This window comes from Leclercia sp. EC_58 (assembly GCF_019584355.1).
GTDB lineage: Bacteria > Pseudomonadota > Gammaproteobacteria > Enterobacterales > Enterobacteriaceae > Enterobacter.
Genome location: NZ_VDAM01000001.1, coordinates 2,361,575 through 2,378,032, shown reverse-complemented (window position 1 = coordinate 2,378,032; position 16,458 = coordinate 2,361,575). Strand labels below are relative to the sequence as shown.

General features: G+C 53.8%; 17 protein-coding genes. 9 read left to right on the top strand and 8 right to left on the bottom strand.

The features are described from left to right. Window positions 1-114: 114 nt before the first annotated feature. A complete protein-coding gene (locus tag FHC51_RS11620) occupies window positions 115-903 on the bottom strand; it encodes a deaminated glutathione amidase (RefSeq protein WP_220435597.1) in 789 nt (262 codons plus the stop codon). Window positions 904-968: 65 nt separating this feature from the next. Between FHC51_RS11620 and crcB the strand changes: the two genes are divergently transcribed. Further along, window positions 969-1,352 (top strand): fluoride efflux transporter CrcB, encoded by a 384-nt coding sequence (gene crcB / locus FHC51_RS11615; protein WP_156238055.1) that lies wholly within the window; start codon window positions 969-971, stop codon window positions 1,350-1,352. A gap of 219 nt (window positions 1,353-1,571) precedes the next feature. On the opposite strand, the gene cspE is transcribed toward crcB, so the two are convergent. Together cspE and pagP are read right to left on the bottom strand one after the other, a co-directional pair. Further along, window positions 1,572-1,781 (bottom strand): transcription antiterminator/RNA stability regulator CspE, encoded by a 210-nt coding sequence (gene cspE, locus FHC51_RS11610; protein WP_002439184.1) that lies wholly within the window; start codon window positions 1,779-1,781, stop codon window positions 1,572-1,574. Between the two features lie 190 nt (window positions 1,782-1,971). Beyond that, window positions 1,972-2,547: a lipid IV(A) palmitoyltransferase PagP gene (pagP, locus tag FHC51_RS11605; protein WP_370463891.1), complete on the bottom strand. Its 576-nt coding sequence runs from the start codon at window positions 2,545-2,547 to the stop codon at window positions 1,972-1,974. An 811-nt stretch (window positions 2,548-3,358) separates the two neighbouring features. Between pagP and dcuC the strand changes: the two genes are divergently transcribed. After that, window positions 3,359-4,732 (top strand): anaerobic C4-dicarboxylate transporter DcuC, encoded by a 1,374-nt coding sequence (gene dcuC / locus FHC51_RS11600; protein ID WP_103824196.1) that lies wholly within the window; start codon window positions 3,359-3,361, stop codon window positions 4,730-4,732. Window positions 4,733-4,820: 88 nt separating this feature from the next. Next, window positions 4,821-5,630, top strand: a complete 810-nt coding sequence (gene rna, locus FHC51_RS11595) for a ribonuclease I (RefSeq protein ID WP_220435596.1) — start codon at window positions 4,821-4,823, stop codon at window positions 5,628-5,630. A 4-nt stretch (window positions 5,631-5,634) separates the two neighbouring features. Here the strand turns inward: rna and FHC51_RS11590 are convergent, their stop codons facing one another. Then, the gene (locus FHC51_RS11590; RefSeq protein ID WP_220435595.1) at window positions 5,635-6,255 is read right to left on the bottom strand and encodes a flavin reductase family protein; all 621 of its coding nucleotides are present in this window, start codon (window positions 6,253-6,255) and stop codon (window positions 5,635-5,637) included. A gap of 397 nt (window positions 6,256-6,652) precedes the next feature. Between FHC51_RS11590 and rnk the strand changes: the two genes are divergently transcribed. After that, on the top strand, window positions 6,653-7,063 hold the full coding sequence (rnk, locus tag FHC51_RS11585; RefSeq protein WP_103178653.1) for a nucleoside diphosphate kinase regulator: 411 nt from the start codon (window positions 6,653-6,655) through the stop codon (window positions 7,061-7,063). A gap of 71 nt (window positions 7,064-7,134) precedes the next feature. On the opposite strand, the gene FHC51_RS11580 is transcribed toward rnk, so the two are convergent. Next, complete coding sequence (locus FHC51_RS11580; RefSeq protein WP_114315638.1) at window positions 7,135-8,373, bottom strand: zinc-dependent alcohol dehydrogenase; 1,239 nt, start codon at window positions 8,371-8,373, stop codon at window positions 7,135-7,137. A gap of 225 nt (window positions 8,374-8,598) precedes the next feature. Between FHC51_RS11580 and uspG the strand changes: the two genes are divergently transcribed. Beyond that, the gene (gene uspG / locus FHC51_RS11575; RefSeq protein ID WP_103824192.1) at window positions 8,599-9,027 is read left to right on the top strand and encodes a universal stress protein UspG; all 429 of its coding nucleotides are present in this window, start codon (window positions 8,599-8,601) and stop codon (window positions 9,025-9,027) included. A gap of 56 nt (window positions 9,028-9,083) precedes the next feature. Here the strand turns inward: uspG and ahpF are convergent, their stop codons facing one another. Together ahpF and ahpC are read right to left on the bottom strand one after the other, a co-directional pair. Then, complete coding sequence (gene ahpF, locus FHC51_RS11570) at window positions 9,084-10,649, bottom strand: alkyl hydroperoxide reductase subunit F (protein WP_103824191.1); 1,566 nt, start codon at window positions 10,647-10,649, stop codon at window positions 9,084-9,086. 188 nt (window positions 10,650-10,837) lie between these two features. Next, a complete protein-coding gene (gene ahpC, locus FHC51_RS11565; protein WP_103178649.1) occupies window positions 10,838-11,401 on the bottom strand; it encodes an alkyl hydroperoxide reductase subunit C in 564 nt (187 codons plus the stop codon). Between the two features lie 901 nt (window positions 11,402-12,302). Here ahpC and FHC51_RS11560 point away from each other — a divergent pair. Further along, window positions 12,303-13,217 carry a LysR family transcriptional regulator gene (locus FHC51_RS11560; RefSeq protein WP_220435594.1) on the top strand — a complete coding sequence of 305 codons (915 nt, stop codon included), beginning with the start codon at window positions 12,303-12,305 and terminating at the stop codon, window positions 13,215-13,217. Window positions 13,218-13,302: 85 nt separating this feature from the next. Here the strand turns inward: FHC51_RS11560 and FHC51_RS11555 are convergent, their stop codons facing one another. Next, window positions 13,303-14,463: a pyridoxal phosphate-dependent aminotransferase gene (locus FHC51_RS11555; protein ID WP_220435593.1), complete on the bottom strand. Its 1,161-nt coding sequence runs from the start codon at window positions 14,461-14,463 to the stop codon at window positions 13,303-13,305. 125 nt (window positions 14,464-14,588) lie between these two features. On the opposite strand from FHC51_RS11555, the gene FHC51_RS11550 reads away from it, so the two are divergent. Genes FHC51_RS11550 through FHC51_RS11540 form a run of 3 tightly spaced genes read left to right on the top strand, consistent with a single transcriptional unit; the run spans window position 14,589 to window position 16,428 of the window. Then, window positions 14,589-15,203: a methylthioribulose 1-phosphate dehydratase gene (locus FHC51_RS11550; protein ID WP_220435592.1), complete on the top strand. Its 615-nt coding sequence runs from the start codon at window positions 14,589-14,591 to the stop codon at window positions 15,201-15,203. Then, window positions 15,200-15,889, top strand: coding sequence for an acireductone synthase (gene mtnC, locus FHC51_RS11545; RefSeq protein WP_114387680.1), 690 nt, complete (start codon window positions 15,200-15,202; stop codon window positions 15,887-15,889). Before FHC51_RS11550 ends, mtnC begins: the two co-directional genes overlap by 4 nt. Next, entirely contained in the window at window positions 15,886-16,428 is a 543-nt protein-coding gene (locus tag FHC51_RS11540) for an acireductone dioxygenase (RefSeq protein WP_220435591.1), read from the top strand. Before mtnC ends, FHC51_RS11540 begins: the two co-directional genes overlap by 4 nt. The last annotated feature ends 30 nt before the right edge of the window (window positions 16,429-16,458 follow it).

The following is a 16,458-nucleotide window of genomic DNA, read 5'->3' as shown; positions in this document are numbered from 1 at the left end:
TGACGTAAACAGGCTGCATTTCGCGCCTTAAAAACCCGACCTTATTAACGGTCATTTAGCGCCCGCACACAATAGCAATCTGTAACAAGGTGAATCAAGCGTTGTTTAAAAAACTCACAATAATTGCGGTGGCGCGAAACGTCGGTTGCGCAGGACCGGCAACTGCTGGCGCGCATGGGTGATACGCTCACGGTCGATTTCAGCCAGCAACAGTGCCGGGCCTTCAGCCGCAGCCGCAATGGTCACGCCCAGGGGGTCGATAATGCGGCTCTGACCGATGTTCTTATTGCCGCACTCGCCTGCTGCGATCACATAGCAGGTTGTGTCCAGCGCCCGGGCCGCCAGCAGCGTTGACCAGTGGTGCTCCTTGAGCGGCCCTCTGACCCATGCCGCAGGTAAAACCAACACTTCTGCTCCCGCCAGCGCCAGATTCAATGCCATCTCCGGGAAGCGCAAATCGTAGCAGGTCATCAGCCCCAGATGGATGCCGTCGATCTCAATCAGGGGCGGCACAACCGAGCCCGCATCAACCAGACGGGATTCCTGAATACTGAACGCATCATAGAGATGGAGTTTGGCGTACTGGGCAACGATCCTGCCGTCGCGCAGGGCGACAAGGGTGTTAATCGCTCTGCCTGCGGTTGAAGGAACATGCACGGTCAGTACTGTGGTCAGGTGATTATGCGCGCTCTCCTCCAGCAGACGGGTCATAAAGCCACCGTCGAGCGGCTGAGCGGACTTTACGGAGAGGTCGGGATCGTTATCATCGCGCGCCAGCAGCGCTTCGGGCAGCACCAGCAGCGATGCCCCCTGCTCTGCCGCCTGCGCCATCAGCGTCACGCAGGTTTCGGCATTTTTTTGCCAGTCCGCTGTTACTGCAAATTGTCCAACCGCAACGTACATATTTTCCCCCTGCATCAAACGGCGTTACACTCATAGCCCTACACATCAAACAGCAGGTATTGTTCGTGTTTCAACTACTTTTAGCCGTTTTTATCGGTGGGGGCACAGGAAGCGTGGCGCGCTGGCTGTTAAGCATGCGGTTTAACCCCCTGCATCAGCAAATCCCGTTCGGCACGCTGGCAGCGAATCTCACGGGTGCCTTTATCATTGGCCTGGGGCTGGCGTGGTTCAACAGGATGACCCACATCGATCCGGTCTGGAAATTATTGATCACTACCGGCTTCTGCGGCGGGCTCACAACATTCTCGACCTTTTCGGCGGAAGTGGTGTTCCTGTTGCAGGATGGCCGCGCCGCCTGGGCGCTGCTGAACATTGCGGTCAATCTGCTGGGCTCGCTAATGATGACCGCGCTCGCATTTTGGTTAGTTTCTGCGATTAACGCGCATTAAAAAGGCGGCCCTTAATGTTGGCTTAATTTTTCTCAGGCACCCTTGAGGCAGTTGACTGAGAGGGCGTGGGAATGAAAGAGAAAATGACAAGCGCAGGGGCGGTGATGCTGGGCATACTGATAATCGCCAGCTTTCTGAAACTGTATATGTTTAGCTGAGCTGAAACGAAAAAAACCCGCTCAATGAGCGGGTTTTGGAATTCTTGCTGTCTCGTCTGAATTACAGAGCGATTACGTTAGCAGCAGAAGGGCCTTTGGCACCGTTAGTGATTTCAAACTCAACGCGCTGACCTTCAGCCAGAGTTTTGAAACCATTGCTCTGGATTGCAGAGAAGTGTACGAACACGTCTTTGCTGCCATCTTCCGGAGTAATGAAACCGAATCCTTTGGACTCATTAAACCACTTAACGTTACCTTTAATCTTAGACATCAAAATTACCTTTACATGAAAATTGGACACAAATGCTGTGTCGGGTATCAGTACAACAATTGTTAGCGGTTTTGTCCAGTGGCTTTTTGAAGAAAAGTGACAAAAGTCGCGTTAATTTTTCCTCCCCAATTTTTATCCTTTACTATTCAATAACTGGCTATTAAATCACCAGCGTGTAAAGTTTTTTCAGTTAAAACTGAAACCGCATCCAGGCGAAGTAAACGTTGCCGTTGTTATAGGTGCCGGGGATGTAGGTCATCTGGAAGGTTGCCGGGCCATATCCCACAGAAGCCAGCGGCAAGAGCACCGGAATGGGAATGTAATTCCAGTTATCGCGGGCCGTCACGCCAGTGGTATAGCCAAGCCCCAGATGGACCTTATCATTCGATAGCGGACGCCAGGTTTTTTCCCAGCCGTAACCCGCTACAGGCTCCCACTTATTGTAGGAATCCTTAAACGCCATCATGTAGAGGCCGTGCCAGTTACCTTTTTCATCCCAGCGTGACTGTCCGAACCCTGCCCCCCAAGGGCGCTCATTGTGGCGATCGGTCTTCTCTTTGTCATAAGCGAAGCGGGCATGCCAGGTTATGGCAGGCACATAGAGATCGTAATGCTGCGGCTTTTGCCAGGTTTGTTTTACATTATTCGTAAAGGTGCTCACCCAACTGTCGGAGGACGTTACGTCTTGTGCTGTCGCTACAGTAGAAAAAGAGACCTCAGCCAAAATAACAGAAAAAATTAAAATAAATTTATTAACAACTCTCACGATATTATTACCAATTATATATTCACTGCATGTTTGCGCACAGAATATGCTCATTGATATTCGCGAGGTATGCCCTTTTACTTTATTAATTATTAACGCCGCATAATAAAATCCTGGAAATAGCTTGCACCTGATATTAATTAAACAGAAATTAAGCAAAACTAATACTGAGGCGGCAGTTTATATACCGCCGAAATAATTAAAATCGATAATACAGCCTGGTAAGCCGCTACGGCCCCGGCACCGCAGCGCAACAGGGGAGCCGCGGTCGTTGCAGCAGCGCACACACGCAGAACAGCCTCTTCCAGTAGAGCCTTCATTGATATCGTTTTTCCGCTATTGCTTTCCTGAGCGCTCTATTTCCCGGCACACCCAAAAGCCACAACAGACAATAATTCTGCAATTACATTTAATTATTTTTAAAGATCCAGCTAACGAGCGTAAATATTATTACCCGCGTTAAACCAGGGTGTTTTTACGACAGTCTGAACCCGCTGCTTTTTCTCCGGCAGCAGAGACGATTTATGCACAACCGGCAGTGAAACCTTTTACACAAGCGATTTTAAAAAGCGCAGACGCAAGCCTCATAACGGTTTAACATTCGTACCGCAATCGCGTTTGCGCACACGCGCAGGCACCATCGGCGAAGAGAATGAGCCCGGCCACAGCAAAATCGGAAACATTGCCCCTCTAGTAGCCGATTTATTGATTTTAGTCAGCGAGACCGGGCCATTATTTCGGCACATTTTGTCACCTTATTTTCATTGCTACTTATCCTTCGCTCTGGGGGCGTCGGGAAACAGAGGAAACCATGCTAACGTTTATCGAGCTCCTGATCGGGGTGGTTGTCATTGTCGGCGTCGCGCGCTACATCATTAAGGGTTACTCCGCTACCGGGGTGCTGTTTGTCGGCGGTCTGACTCTGCTGATTGTCAGTGCCCTGATGGGTCACAAGGTGTTGCCATCCAGCGCCACCAGCACCGGTTACACCGCAACCGATATCATTGAATACATCAAAATCCTGCTGATGAGCCGCGGTGGCGATCTGGGGATGATGATCATGATGCTCTGTGGTTTTGCCGCCTATATGACCCACATCGGCGCCAACGATATGGTCGTTAAGCTGGCCTCAAAGCCGCTGAGCTATATCAACTCCCCTTACCTGCTGATGATTGCCGCCTATTTTGTCGCCTGCCTGATGTCACTGGCCGTATCGTCAGCGACGGGCCTCGGCGTACTGTTGATGGCAACCCTGTTCCCGGTAATGGTCAACGTGGGGATTAGTCGCGGTGCGGCGGCAGCCATCTGTGCCTCCCCGGCAGCGATTATTCTCTCCCCCACCTCCGGTGACGTGGTGCTGGCCGCTAAAGCCGCCGAGATGCCGCTGATCGATTTCGCCTTTAAAACCACCCTGCCAATCTCTATTGCCGCCATTATCGGCATGGCAATTGCGCACTTCTTCTGGCAGCGCTACCTCGATAACAAAGAGAACATCTCGCACGAACGCCTCGACGTCAGCGAAATCACCACCACGGCCCCCTCCTTCTATGCCATTCTGCCGTTTACGCCCATCGTCGGCGTGCTGATTTTCGACGGCAAATGGGGCCCGGAACTGCATATCATCACCATTCTGGTGCTCTGCATGCTGATTGCCGCGCTGCTGGAATTTGTTCGCGGCTTCAATACGCAGAAGGTCTTTAGCGGCCTGGAAGTGGCGTACCGCGGCATGGCGGATGCCTTCGCCGGGGTGGTGATGCTGCTGGTCGCGGCCGGGGTCTTTGCCCAGGGGCTGAGCACTATCGGCTTTATCCAGAGCCTGATCTCTATCGCCACCTCGTTTGGTTCAGCGAGTATCATCCTGATGATGGTGCTGGTCGTTCTGACCATGCTGGCGGCGATGACCACCGGCTCCGGTAATGCGCCGTTCTACGCCTTCGTGGAGATGATCCCGAAACTGGCGCATTCGTCCGGTATTAACCCGGCCTATCTCACCATCCCGATGCTGCAGGCCTCTAACCTGGGACGTACCATCTCCCCGGTTTCCGGTGTGGTGGTTGCCGTTGCCGGGATGGCAAAGATTTCGCCGTTCGAAGTGGTAAAACGCACCTCGGTTCCGGTGCTGGTTGGACTGATTATCGTGATTATTGCCACGGAAGTACTGGTGCCTGGCACCGCCGTGGGCTAAGCCACGCCATAGCATAAAGCGCCTGCGGGCGCTTTTTGTGCTTTAATAAGCACCAGCAATATTTTGCATTCAACCATCAGGAATTGACATGTTCAGAAAGGATTTCGTTTTGCCTGTCAGCGTAACCGCAGTTGCGCTGTGCGCTTTCCCGGCGCAGGCCGCCCCGCTTCAGGCGACGCAATACGCGGATTTCGATCGCTATGTGCTGGCGCTCTCATGGCAATCTGGTTTTTGCCAGAGCCTGCATGACCGCAACCGCGCAGCGCCAGATGAGTGCCGCCTGCAAAAAGAGCGTGACGACAAAACGACGATCCTCACCGTTCATGGCCTGTGGCCGGGCTTGCCGAAATCTATCGCCGCCCGCGGCGTCGACGATCGCCGCTGGATGCGCTATGGCTGCGCCACCCGCCCCATTCCCAATATGCCGGAGGCAAAAGCCAGCCGTAAATGCGACGCCGCCGAGACCGGCCTGTCGCTGACCGGTGCCGCGAAGCTGAACGAAGTGATGCCCGGCGCAGGTGGCAACTCCTGCCTCGAACGTTACGAATATGCCAAACACGGCGTCTGCTTTGGGTTCGATCCCGACGCCTATTTCGGCACCATGGTGCGCATGAACCAGGAAGTCAAAGCCAGCCCGCTGGGGCAGTTCCTCGCGGCCAACTATGGCAAAACCGTCACCCGCAGCGCTTTTGACGCCGCCGTCGCCAGAAGCTGGGGGCCGACGACGGTGAAAGCCGTCAAGCTCAGTTGCAGCGGTAATCCGGCCTATCTCACGGAAGTACAGCTTTCCCTCACCGCGGCCAGCATCAACGCCCCGCTGGCAACCTCCTCATTTGTGCCACAGCCGCATCCGGGCAACTGTGGCAAACAGTTCGTGATCGACAAAATCGGTTACTGAGATCTTACCCTTTTCGCGCGTCCGGGCGGACCAGGTCAAAGCGTTGATCCTCGCTAATGGCGAAGTACGCCGTCGGGCCACCGGCGCGCAGCACCGGCTGCGCTTTCGCCGTCTGATAGATCCCGTCCAGCAGCAGGTTTTCGTCAATGTGGACTCCCACCACTTCCCCCAGCACCAGCCAGGTATCGATCGGAGCGCCGCTGGCGGCAGTCAGCTGGATACACTGGGACAGGCGGCACTCAAAATTGACCGGACTTTCGGCGACGCGCGGCACCTTCACCACCTGGCTCTCCGCTTTGGTCAGCCCGGCACGTAAAAATTCATCCTCCCCGTGCGCAAGGCTGGCAGAGGTCTCATTCATGGCGCTGGCCAGCTCACGGGTGGTGAGATTCCAGACAAACTCCCCGGTCTCGACAATATTGCGCACGCTGTCCTTCCAGCCGGTGCTGGCAAAACCGATGATGGGCGGATGGTAATTAAAACAGTTGAAGAAGCTGTAGGGGGCCAGATTGGGGCGTCCTTCAGGATCGCACGAGGCAATCCAGCCAATCGGACGTGGGCCAACAATGGCATTGAGTGGATCGTGCGGCAGGCCGTGTCCCTGGGAAGGTTGATAAAAGTACATAGCGCTCTCTGAACAGGTTTGGAATGTAAACCGGCAGGCACGGATTACGCTTCGCTCATCCCCCTGCCCCAAGAGGATCAGCGTAACGCAATCCGCATGAAATGAAGAATGAATATGTGTCGTTTATCGACGCTTATCAGCGGCGCTCACTTTGTAAGGGCGCATAAAAAGAATAATCCAAATCGACGAACGATCACGTTTTTCGTACAAAATTCATACTATCGAGGCAGATGACAGCCCGGAACTCAATCCACGCCATGAATGTGACAGCCATCACTTCAAACCCGGGCGCAGACTCAGTATTATCAGTTAACGTTAAACCCTCGCTACCGGATGGCGAGGGTTTTCTTTTGGCATCTTCTGCGGTTGTCGCAGCATTAACGACATGGAGTAAATAATGTCCAGACCCACCATTATCATTAACGAACTCGATGCTGAACGTATCGACCGCCTGCTGGAGCAACCGGCCTTTGCATCGTTGCCCGTCGCAGATGCCCTGAACGCTGAACTGGATCGTGCCCAGATGTGTGCCCCGCAGGACATGCCGTCTGACGTGGTCACCATGAACAGCCAGGTGAAATTCCGCGATCTGACCACCGGAGAAGTGCGTACCCGCACGCTGGTCTACCCGGCGCAGATGACCGACAGCAGCACGCAACTGTCGGTCCTGGCACCGGTGGGGGCCGCGTTGATTGGCCTGCGTACCGGCGACACTATCCACTGGGAACTGCCAGGCGGTACCGCCACGCATCTGGAGGTGCTGGAACTGCTCTGGCAGCCTGAAGCGGCAGGCGAATACCTGCGCTAAGCCCATCTGAATAAGCGTTTACGCGCTTAACCCAGAGGATGCCCGGGCATCCTCTTTCCGGCCTTCCGCTATCAGATCACGCCGCCAGGCATAGGGTTGACCAGCCCCGTGACCCGCTCTTTTGCCACTTCCGCGCTTTGTGCACCAGGCACCAGAATAATTTTCCGGCAATCTTCCTGACGCTTATCAAAGATCTCATACCCGCGAGCCGCCTCTTCAAACGGCATATAGTGGGTGACGATCTCTTCAGGCGTGAGCAGCCCCTGCTCGATCAGCGGCAACAGTTCACCCAGCCAGGCATGAACGTCAGTCTGCCCCATTTTAAAGGTGAGCCCTTTGTCAAAGGCATCGCCAAACAGGAAACCATGAATAAAGCCGGCATAGACGCCCGGCACGCTGACGATCCCACCGCGCCGTACCGCAGCAATACACTGCCGCAGGGCTTTACCGCTGCTGCCCTCGAGCTTGAGATTGGTCAGCACCGTTTCCGTGGTGCTCCCTTTCGCCTCAAAACCTACCGCATCGATAACCGCATCCACCCCACGCTGGCCCCGGGTCTGCTCAATGATTTTTTCTGCGGCATCGTCGTCGCGATCAAAGTTAATCGGGATAGCGCCGTACCGGTCCTGGGCGAAGCGTAGTCGGTAGTCGTGATGATCGACAATAAAAATCTGCTCGGCCCCGAGATAACGTGCGCAGGCAACGGTCAGGAGGCCTACTGGCCCGGCGCCAAACACCGCGACGCTGCTGCCCTGAGTGATCTGAGCATTTTTGGCGGCCTGCCAGGCGGTGGGCAGGATGTCCGACATGAACAGGGCCTTATCATCTGACAGCAGCGGCGGCACCTTAAAGGGGCCGACGTTGCCTTTTGGCACGCGGACATATTCCGCCTGGCCGCCGGGCACACCACCGTAAAGATGGCTATAGCCAAAAAGCGCAGCCGGAGGTGGGATCTGTTTTTTATTCAGGGAGGCACCGCGCCCGCTGTTGGTATTTTCACAGGCGGCATAATGCTGCATGCGGCAGAAAAAGCAGTCGCCGCAGGCAATGACAAAGGGGATGACCACGCGATCGCCCTTAGCGAGGTTTTTCACCTCTCGGCCGGTCTCCACCACTTCCCCCATAAACTCATGGCCGAAGATATCGCCATGTTCCACCTTCGGAATCTTCCCATGATAGAGGTGCAGATCAGAACCGCAGATCGCGGTGGCGGTGATGCGCAGGATAATATCGTCAGCTTGTTCGATGGCTGGATCGGGTACCGTTTCAACCTTAACGTTATGTGGGCCATGATACGTCAATGCTTTCATTCGACCTCCGGATTCAGAGAAAAAATGCGGGCTTACCTTAAAAGGGTAGCCATCAGCGGGGATATACCGGGAAAATGCACGGCTTTGGGATTATTCCTGGCCTGCAAGCGCGACGGCAGAACAGCAACAAGCGGGACGATATTAAAAAATGCCTGCCAGCTATCAGAATTTGCTTATATTTTGTGTTTTAATGGATTAAGCGTAAATAAACAGGGAGAAACGGTTATGTACCAGACGATTATTATGCCGGTGGATGTTTTTGAGATGGAATTGAGCGACAAGGCGATTCGCCATGCTGAATTCCTGGCGCAACAGGATGGTATTATTCACTTACTGCATGTTTTACCGGGATCTGCCACCTTCGGATTGCATCGCTTCGCCGCGGACATGCGCCGCTTTGAAGAGCATATCGAAAAAGAAGCACAAGCCCGGTTAAAGACCATGATCGGCCACTTCAGCATCGACTCATCACGACTCAGAACCCATGTCTGTTTTGGTAATGTGCGTGACGTAGTGAATGAGATGGCCAGCGAGCTGAAAGCCGATATCGTGGTGATCGGGTCGCGTAACCCCTCAATCTCCACCCATCTGCTGGGGTCGAACGCCTCCAGCGTGATTCGCCACGCCTTTGTGCCGGTGCTGGTCGTGAGATAAAAAAAAGAGGCTACCTCAGGGTAGCCTCTTTACAGTGCAGGTGTTGTCTTACGTTCTTATGCTGTTTTGGTACGAATCAGATGATCAAAGGCGCTCAGTGACGCTTTCGCCCCTTCGCCGGTGGCGATGATGATCTGCTTGTACGGTACGGTGGTGCAGTCGCCCGCCGCAAATACGCCCTTCACGCTGGTTTCACACTTGGCGTCGATGATGATCTCGCCCATGCGGTTACGCTCAATGGCGCCTTCCAGCCAGGTAGTATTCGGCAGCAGACCAATCTGAACGAAGATCCCGGCCAACGCTACGCTGTGCACATCGCCGCTCACGCGGTCGCGGTACTCAAGACCGGTCACTTTGCTGCCATCGCCTTTCACTTCGGTGGTCTGGGCGTTCAGGATGATGTCGACGTTGTTCAGGCTGCGCACTTTATCCTGCAGAACCTGATCGGCTTTCATCTCCGGCGCGAACTCCAGCAGCGTAACGTGCTCCACGATACCGGCCAGGTCAATAGCTGCTTCCACACCGGAGTTACCGCCACCAATTACCGCCACGCGTTTGCCTTTAAACAGCGGGCCGTCGCAGTGTGGGCAGTAGGTCACCCCTTTGGTGCGATACTGCTCTTCGCCAGGCACGTTCATGTTGCGCCATTTGGCACCGGTGGCAATGATGACGCTGCGCGCTTTCAGCACCGCACCAGACGCTGTCTCAATCTCATGGAAGCCGCCTTCCTGCGCCGCAGGCACCAGTTTGCTGGCGCTCTGGCTGTCGATCACATCCACTTCATATTCGCTGACGTGCGCTTTCAGGGCGCCAGCCAGTTTCTGACCTTCGGTTTTAGGTACGGAGATGTAGTTTTCAATATCTACTGTATCCAGTACCTGGCCGCCAAAGCGTTCGCCCATCAGACCGGTGCGAATACCTTTACGGGCAGAGTAAACCGCAGCCGCCGCACCCGCAGGGCCGGAACCGACGATCAGCACATCATAGGCATCACGCTTGTTCAGCTCTTCTGCCGCACGTTTTTCAGCGCCGGTATCCACTTTAGCGACGATTTCAGCCAGCGTCATACGACCCTGACCAAACTCTTTACCGTTCACAAATACCGCCGGAACGCCCATCACGTTACGATCGGTGATTTCGTTCTGGAACACCCCACCGTCGATGGCGGTGTGTTTGATGCGCGGGTTCAGCACCGCCATCAGGTTCAGCGCCTGCACTACGTCCGGGCAGTTATGGCAGGAGAGCGAGTAATAGGTTTCGAACTCAAAATCACCGTCCAGATCGCGGATCTGCTCAAGCAATGCCTGCGCTTCTTTCGACGGATGACCGCCGGTCCACAGCAGGGCCAGCACCAGTGAGGTAAATTCGTGTCCCAGCGGAGAACCGGCAAAGCGCGGCCCCTGGGTTGAACCTGGGTTGGTGATCAGGAAAGAGGGTTTACGCACCGCAAGTGCGTTATCTTCCTTAAAAGTGACCTTTTCGGACAGGTCGGCGATCTCCGCCAGCAGTTCCTTGATTTCTGCCGATTTAGCGCTGTCATCCAGCGTGGCAATCAGCTCAACAGGTTTGGTCAGCTTCTCAAGGTAGGCTTTGAGCTGGGTTTTCATATTTGTGTCGAGCATTCTTTATCTCCTGCTTAAAAAACATCATCATGCAAGCGGCCTAATCCTGGCTGCCTGAGTGCAACTTGCATCATGGTGCTGGAATGAAATGGGCGCGGATGCGCCCATTGAATGCCGGGTGGCACTTCGTTTACCCGGCCTACGTTTTGTAGGCCCGTGCAAGCGCAGCGCCGCCGGGCGTTGCAGACTTAGATTTTACCAACCAGGTCTAAAGAAGGTGCGAGGGTCGCGTCGCCTTCTTTCCATTTCGCCGGGCAAACTTCGCCTGGGTGAGAAGCAACGTACTGAGCCGCTTTCACTTTACGCAGCAGGTCAGATGCGTCACGACCGATGCCTTCAGCTGTAACTTCTACCGCCTGGATAATGCCCTGCGGGTCAACGATGAAGGTACCACGGTCTGCCAGACCCTGATCTTCACGCATGTTGTCAAAGTTACGGGTCAGGGCGCCAGTTGGGTCGCCGATCATCGCATATTTGATTTTCGCGATGGTTTCAGAGCTGCTGTGCCATGCTTTGTGAGTGAAGTGGGTGTCAGTAGAGACAGAGTAGATATCTACGCCCAGCTTCTGGAACTCGCTGTAGTGGTCAGCAACGTCACCCAGTTCAGTCGGGCAGACGAAGGTGAAGTCAGCTGGATAGAAGAAGAAGACGCTCCAGCGACCTTCGGTATCTTTCTCGGTAACTTCGATGAATTCACCGTTTTTGAACGCCTGGTTTTTGAAAGGTTTGATTTTGGTATTAATTAAAGACATCTGTACTTCCTCCGTGTTTTCGTTGAGGTGTAAGGTACCTAACTTTGCCGATCCGAGCCAATGCGTTTGCATTATCAAATCAATCAGCGATACCTAACAACCCTGCACAAGAAACTGCGTGAACTAAAAAAGTAAAAAGGCCGCCTTGACGGCGGCCCTGATACCCGACTAACCCGAGGGCTTTTCGGTGCCAGCCACGCTGGCGATGTGTTGCGCTCTACATGACCTTTAGCAAGGCCGTAACAGCGAGGAGGATTACACCACCCACCCCAGCAAAGGGCAATTAGGATAGACGTTGTAATACCTATGGCTGTGATAGGTTTTATCTAATCATCTCTTTATTATTGATTTTATGAGCATTTAAAATGCGCCTCTCACGCTCTCGCCATTTTTCGCCCATGCTGGAGAGTAACCCGCACCGTTACCGCTTTTCGCCGCCAAAGGCTCTGCCACCACCTGGCGCGATTATGCTCATTCCAGCGGTAAAACGTTCCTGAACACTCCCCCAGCCCCGACATCCTTACGTTTAAAAAAGCTGAAAGGTCACGAAGCCATTAATGATGCTCTTGATGCCGCGGTCCCTTCAGCTATCTATTACATGAATAATGGAATAAATGACAGGGAGCCGCAGGATTACTGAATGCTGAGCAACGCAAATTAACGCGTGCCAGCACCTGACAAAGAGTCAAGGGGGAATATCAATATTCCCCCCCATTTTATTTGACTAAAATTATTCACTTCTGGGCCAGCTTGTTTATTCAATTAATCTGCAACCATGATATATTAAGTAGAAATTCAAGCGTCGTTAAGTCAGCCATTCTAATGGATGATGAATATCTGGCTAACTTCTATAGTTATATTATCGATGCCACTTATGGCAAACAGCTTATCAGGACGAGTTATGGCTAATCTTTATGACCTCAAAAAATTTGACTTAAATCTTCTGGTGATTTTTGAGTGTATATATCAACATCTTAGTATCAGTAAGGCTGCGGAGACGCTTTTTATTACTCCTTCCGCCGTCAGCCAGTCCTTGCAGCGGTTGAGAAACCAGCTTAACGATCCGCTCTTCATCCGGGCGGGAAAAGGCATTACCCCAACCACCGTTGGCATTAACCTGCATAAACATCTGGAAGAGAACCTGAACCAGATTGAGCAAACCATCAACATCATGCACTCCTCCGCGCTCAAAAAGAGCCTGGCGGTATACGCACCGCAAGTGCTGACGCCGGACCGGCTATTCGGATCCATGAAGTTGCTGATTCGTGAACACAATTATGAGATTGAGTACCACGATCTGTTATTGTGTAAAGAGAGCGCTGACGATCTGCTGGCCTATCGCAAAGCCGATCTGGTCTTCTCCTTTTCCCCTGTAAACAATCGTTCGGTTATCTGTAGTCACTTCGTCACTGTTCCCGTTGTGCTGGTCTGTCGGCAGACGCACCCCCGCATCGGCGAGTCGGCAACCTTAGAGCAGCTGAACGAAGAGAAGTTTACCTACTTCATGACCAATGAATCTGGGATAAACCAGTTCCGTGCAGAATCGCATCAACATTTCCCGGATAGAAAATATGGTTTCCGTAGCGACTCTTTCTTCTCGCTTATTAACATGATCAGCTCTTCCAATTTGCTGGGTTACATCCCTGAAATTGCCTATAACCAATACCGCGAAACCCTTAAGCTCAGAAAAGTCAACGTTCCTTTTGCGCTGCCCGATCTGAACATTTATATGATGTATAACCGCACTTCAGTAACAAGTAAGGTTTTTTCGAGTTTTATTGAGCAACTCAGCTCAGATGGCTTTAAGTATGATTAATGCTGGTAATGATCACCTGCGTCATTATAAATATGCCAGAATTAATAATTCTGGCATATTGAATCCAGTTATTTAGTTCGCAGACTTATAATGCGCAAAGTCGTTTTGCCGCGGCCAGCAGAGTGCTTTCCTGTTTAGCAAAACAGAGACGAATTAATTTATGCGGGAATGGGTCGGCGCAGAATACCGAAAGAGGGATAGCTGCTACCCCCGCCTCTTTCGTCAGCCATTTGCAGAAACTGACATCATCCAGATCGGAAATCGCACTGTAGTCCGCCAGCAGGAAATAGGTGCCTTCGCAGGGCAAAATCTCCAGCCGGCTGTCTCGCAGCGCGTCGATAAACAGATCCCGACGGGCACGATAAAAGTCCGGCAGCTCGCGGTAGTGTTCCGGCTGGTTACGCAGCATATCGGCAATCGCCAGCTGTGCCGGGGTATTGACCGCAAAAGTCAGGAACTGATGCACCTTACGCAGTTCGGCGCTAATGGCCGCAGGCGCCACGCAGTACCCCACCTTCCAGCCGGTCATATGGAAAGTTTTACCAAACGATGAGACGGCAATCGCCCGCTCCCGCAGCTGTGGATGCGCCAGCACGCTGGCATGCCCCGCTTCTGCAAAGCAGATATGCTCATACACTTCATCGCTCAACACATAGATTTCGCGTTCCGCAATGGCCTGCCAGAGCGCGGCAAAATCCGCCTGCTGCCATACCGTGGCAGAAGGATTGTGCGGCGTATTCAAAATCACCAGCCGGGTTTTGTCACTCAGCAGCGCCGCGAAGGCCTGCCAGTCCGGGCGAAAATGCGGCGGCTGGAGCGCCACGCGCTTCACCACGCCACCTGATAATTCAATCGCCGGGGCATAGCTGTCGTAGCTTGGGTCAAAGCAGATCACCTCGTCGCCGGTACGCACCAGGGCGGTGATCGCGGCGTACAGGGCTTCGGTCGCCCCAGCGGTGACGGTGATATCGCTGTTGGCATCCGGTTGATAGCCATACAGTTCCACGGTTTTATCGGCAATCGCTTCGCGCAGCGGTTGCGCCCCCGTCATCGGCGCATACTGGTTTGCGCCGTTCGCCACATGATAAGCCAGACGTTGCTGAAGGTAGTCCGGGCCATCGAAATCAGGAAAACCCTGCGACAGATTAATGGCGTTGCATTGCTGCGCCAGAGCACTCATTTGCGTGAAGATCGTGGTGCCGAGAGCTGGGAGTTTACTCTTCGGAATCAAGGGGTTATTACGCATATCGACGGACCTGTATGTAATACAAATGTTGCTGCCACTATAACACGATGCTAGTATTTGGCAATCAAGACGCTTAGACGTCTAAATCATAATGATATTCCTGGCCGAAGAGGTAATAAAGGAAGATGACAGACAACCTGCAACTCACAGCCCTGGTGGATGCCTGCCACTGGATCGGCGCAAAAGGCTGGGCGCCCGCCACCGGCGGCAACATGTCCGTGCGGCAGGATGACACCTGGTGCTGGCTCAGCGAATCCGGTAAAGACAAAGGCAGCCTGACGCCCGCTGACTTCCTGCAGGTTGAGATCGCCACCAACCGCGCCCCCTCCGGGCGTAAACCTTCCGCAGAAACTGGCCTGCATACTCTGATTTATCGCCTCTTCCCGGAGGCTAACGCGGTGCTGCATGTGCATACGGTTAACGCCACGGTGCTCTCCCGGCTGGTTAAAGCACCGGAGCTATACCTCAGCGGCTTTGAGATGCAGAAATCACTCCGCGGCCAGACCAGCCACCTCGATACGGTGCCCATCGCCGTGTTTGATAACGACCAGGATATCGACGCCCTGGCCTCGCGAATCGCCCATTACGCCCAGGAACGTCCGCTGAATTATGGTTTTCTTCTGCGCGGTCATGGCTTAACCTGCTGGGGACGCGACGTGGCCGAAGCCCGGCGTCACCTTGAAGGCCTCGAATTCCTGTTCGAGTGCGAGATGCGTTTACGACAACTGGAGAGAGTATGATTCGCGCGATTGTGACGGATATTGAAGGCACCACCAGCGATATTCGTTTTGTCCACAATGTCCTGTTCCCTTATGCGCGCGAGCGGCTGGCGGCCTTTGTCAACGCCCAGCAGTATGCCGAACCGGTCAACACCATTCTGGACAATCTGCGCGAAGAGATTGCCCGGCCGCAGGCCAGCACCCGGGATCTGATTGACACCCTGTTCGCCTTTATGGACGAAGACCGCAAATCGACAGCGCTAAAAGCGTTGCAGGGGATCATCTGGCGGGAGGGTTACGTCAACGGCGACTTCACCGGCCATCTCTATCCGGACGTTCTGCCCTCTCTCGAAAAATGGAAAGCGCAGGGCATTGATCTCTATGTTTATTCCTCCGGCTCCGTGGCGGCGCAGAAACTGTTATTTGGCTACAGCGACGAAGGTGATATTACTCATCTGTTCAGCGGCTATTTTGATACCCACATCGGTGCCAAGCGCGACGTGCAGTCTTATCAGAATATTGCGGCACAGATTGGCGCAGCCCCCTCGCAGATCCTCTTCCTGTCGGATATTCATCAGGAGCTGGACGCTGCGGAACAGGCCGGTTTTCGCACCCTGCAGCTGATTCGCGGCGATGAGGACGGTGCCAGCCACCACCATCAGGTGCATCAATTTGACGACATCAATCCGGAGCAGATCCCTTCATGAGCGCATTGACCATTTATTCAGATAAAGAAGCCAGCCAGCCGCAGTGGCACAGTACCGATGCTGAGGCGATCCAGCAGCAGCTGAACGCCCGCGGCGTTCGCTTTGAGCGCTGGGAAGCCGACCGCGATCTGGGCCGCGATCCGTCACCGGAGACGGTCATTAATGCCTACCAGCACGCCATCGATAAGCTGGTGGCGGAAAAGGGCTATCAGAGCTGGGATGTCATCAGCCTGCGCGCGGATAATCCGCAAAAAGAGGCCCTGCGGGCGAAATTCCTCAATGAACACACCCACGGTGAAGATGAAGTGCGTTTCTTTGTCGAAGGTGCCGGGCTGTTCTGCCTGCACATTGAGGACCAGGTGTATCAGGTGTTGTGCGAGAAAAACGACCTGATCTCGGTGCCCGCCGGCACGCCGCACTGGTTTGATATGGGCTCTGAACCGAACTTTACCGCGATCCGGATTTTCGATAACCCGGAAGGTTGGGTGGCGCAGTTTACGGGCGACGCGATAGCAGATAGCTATCCGAGGTTGCCGTAGCCCATTGCCCTGCCCGGCGGCGCTGCGCTT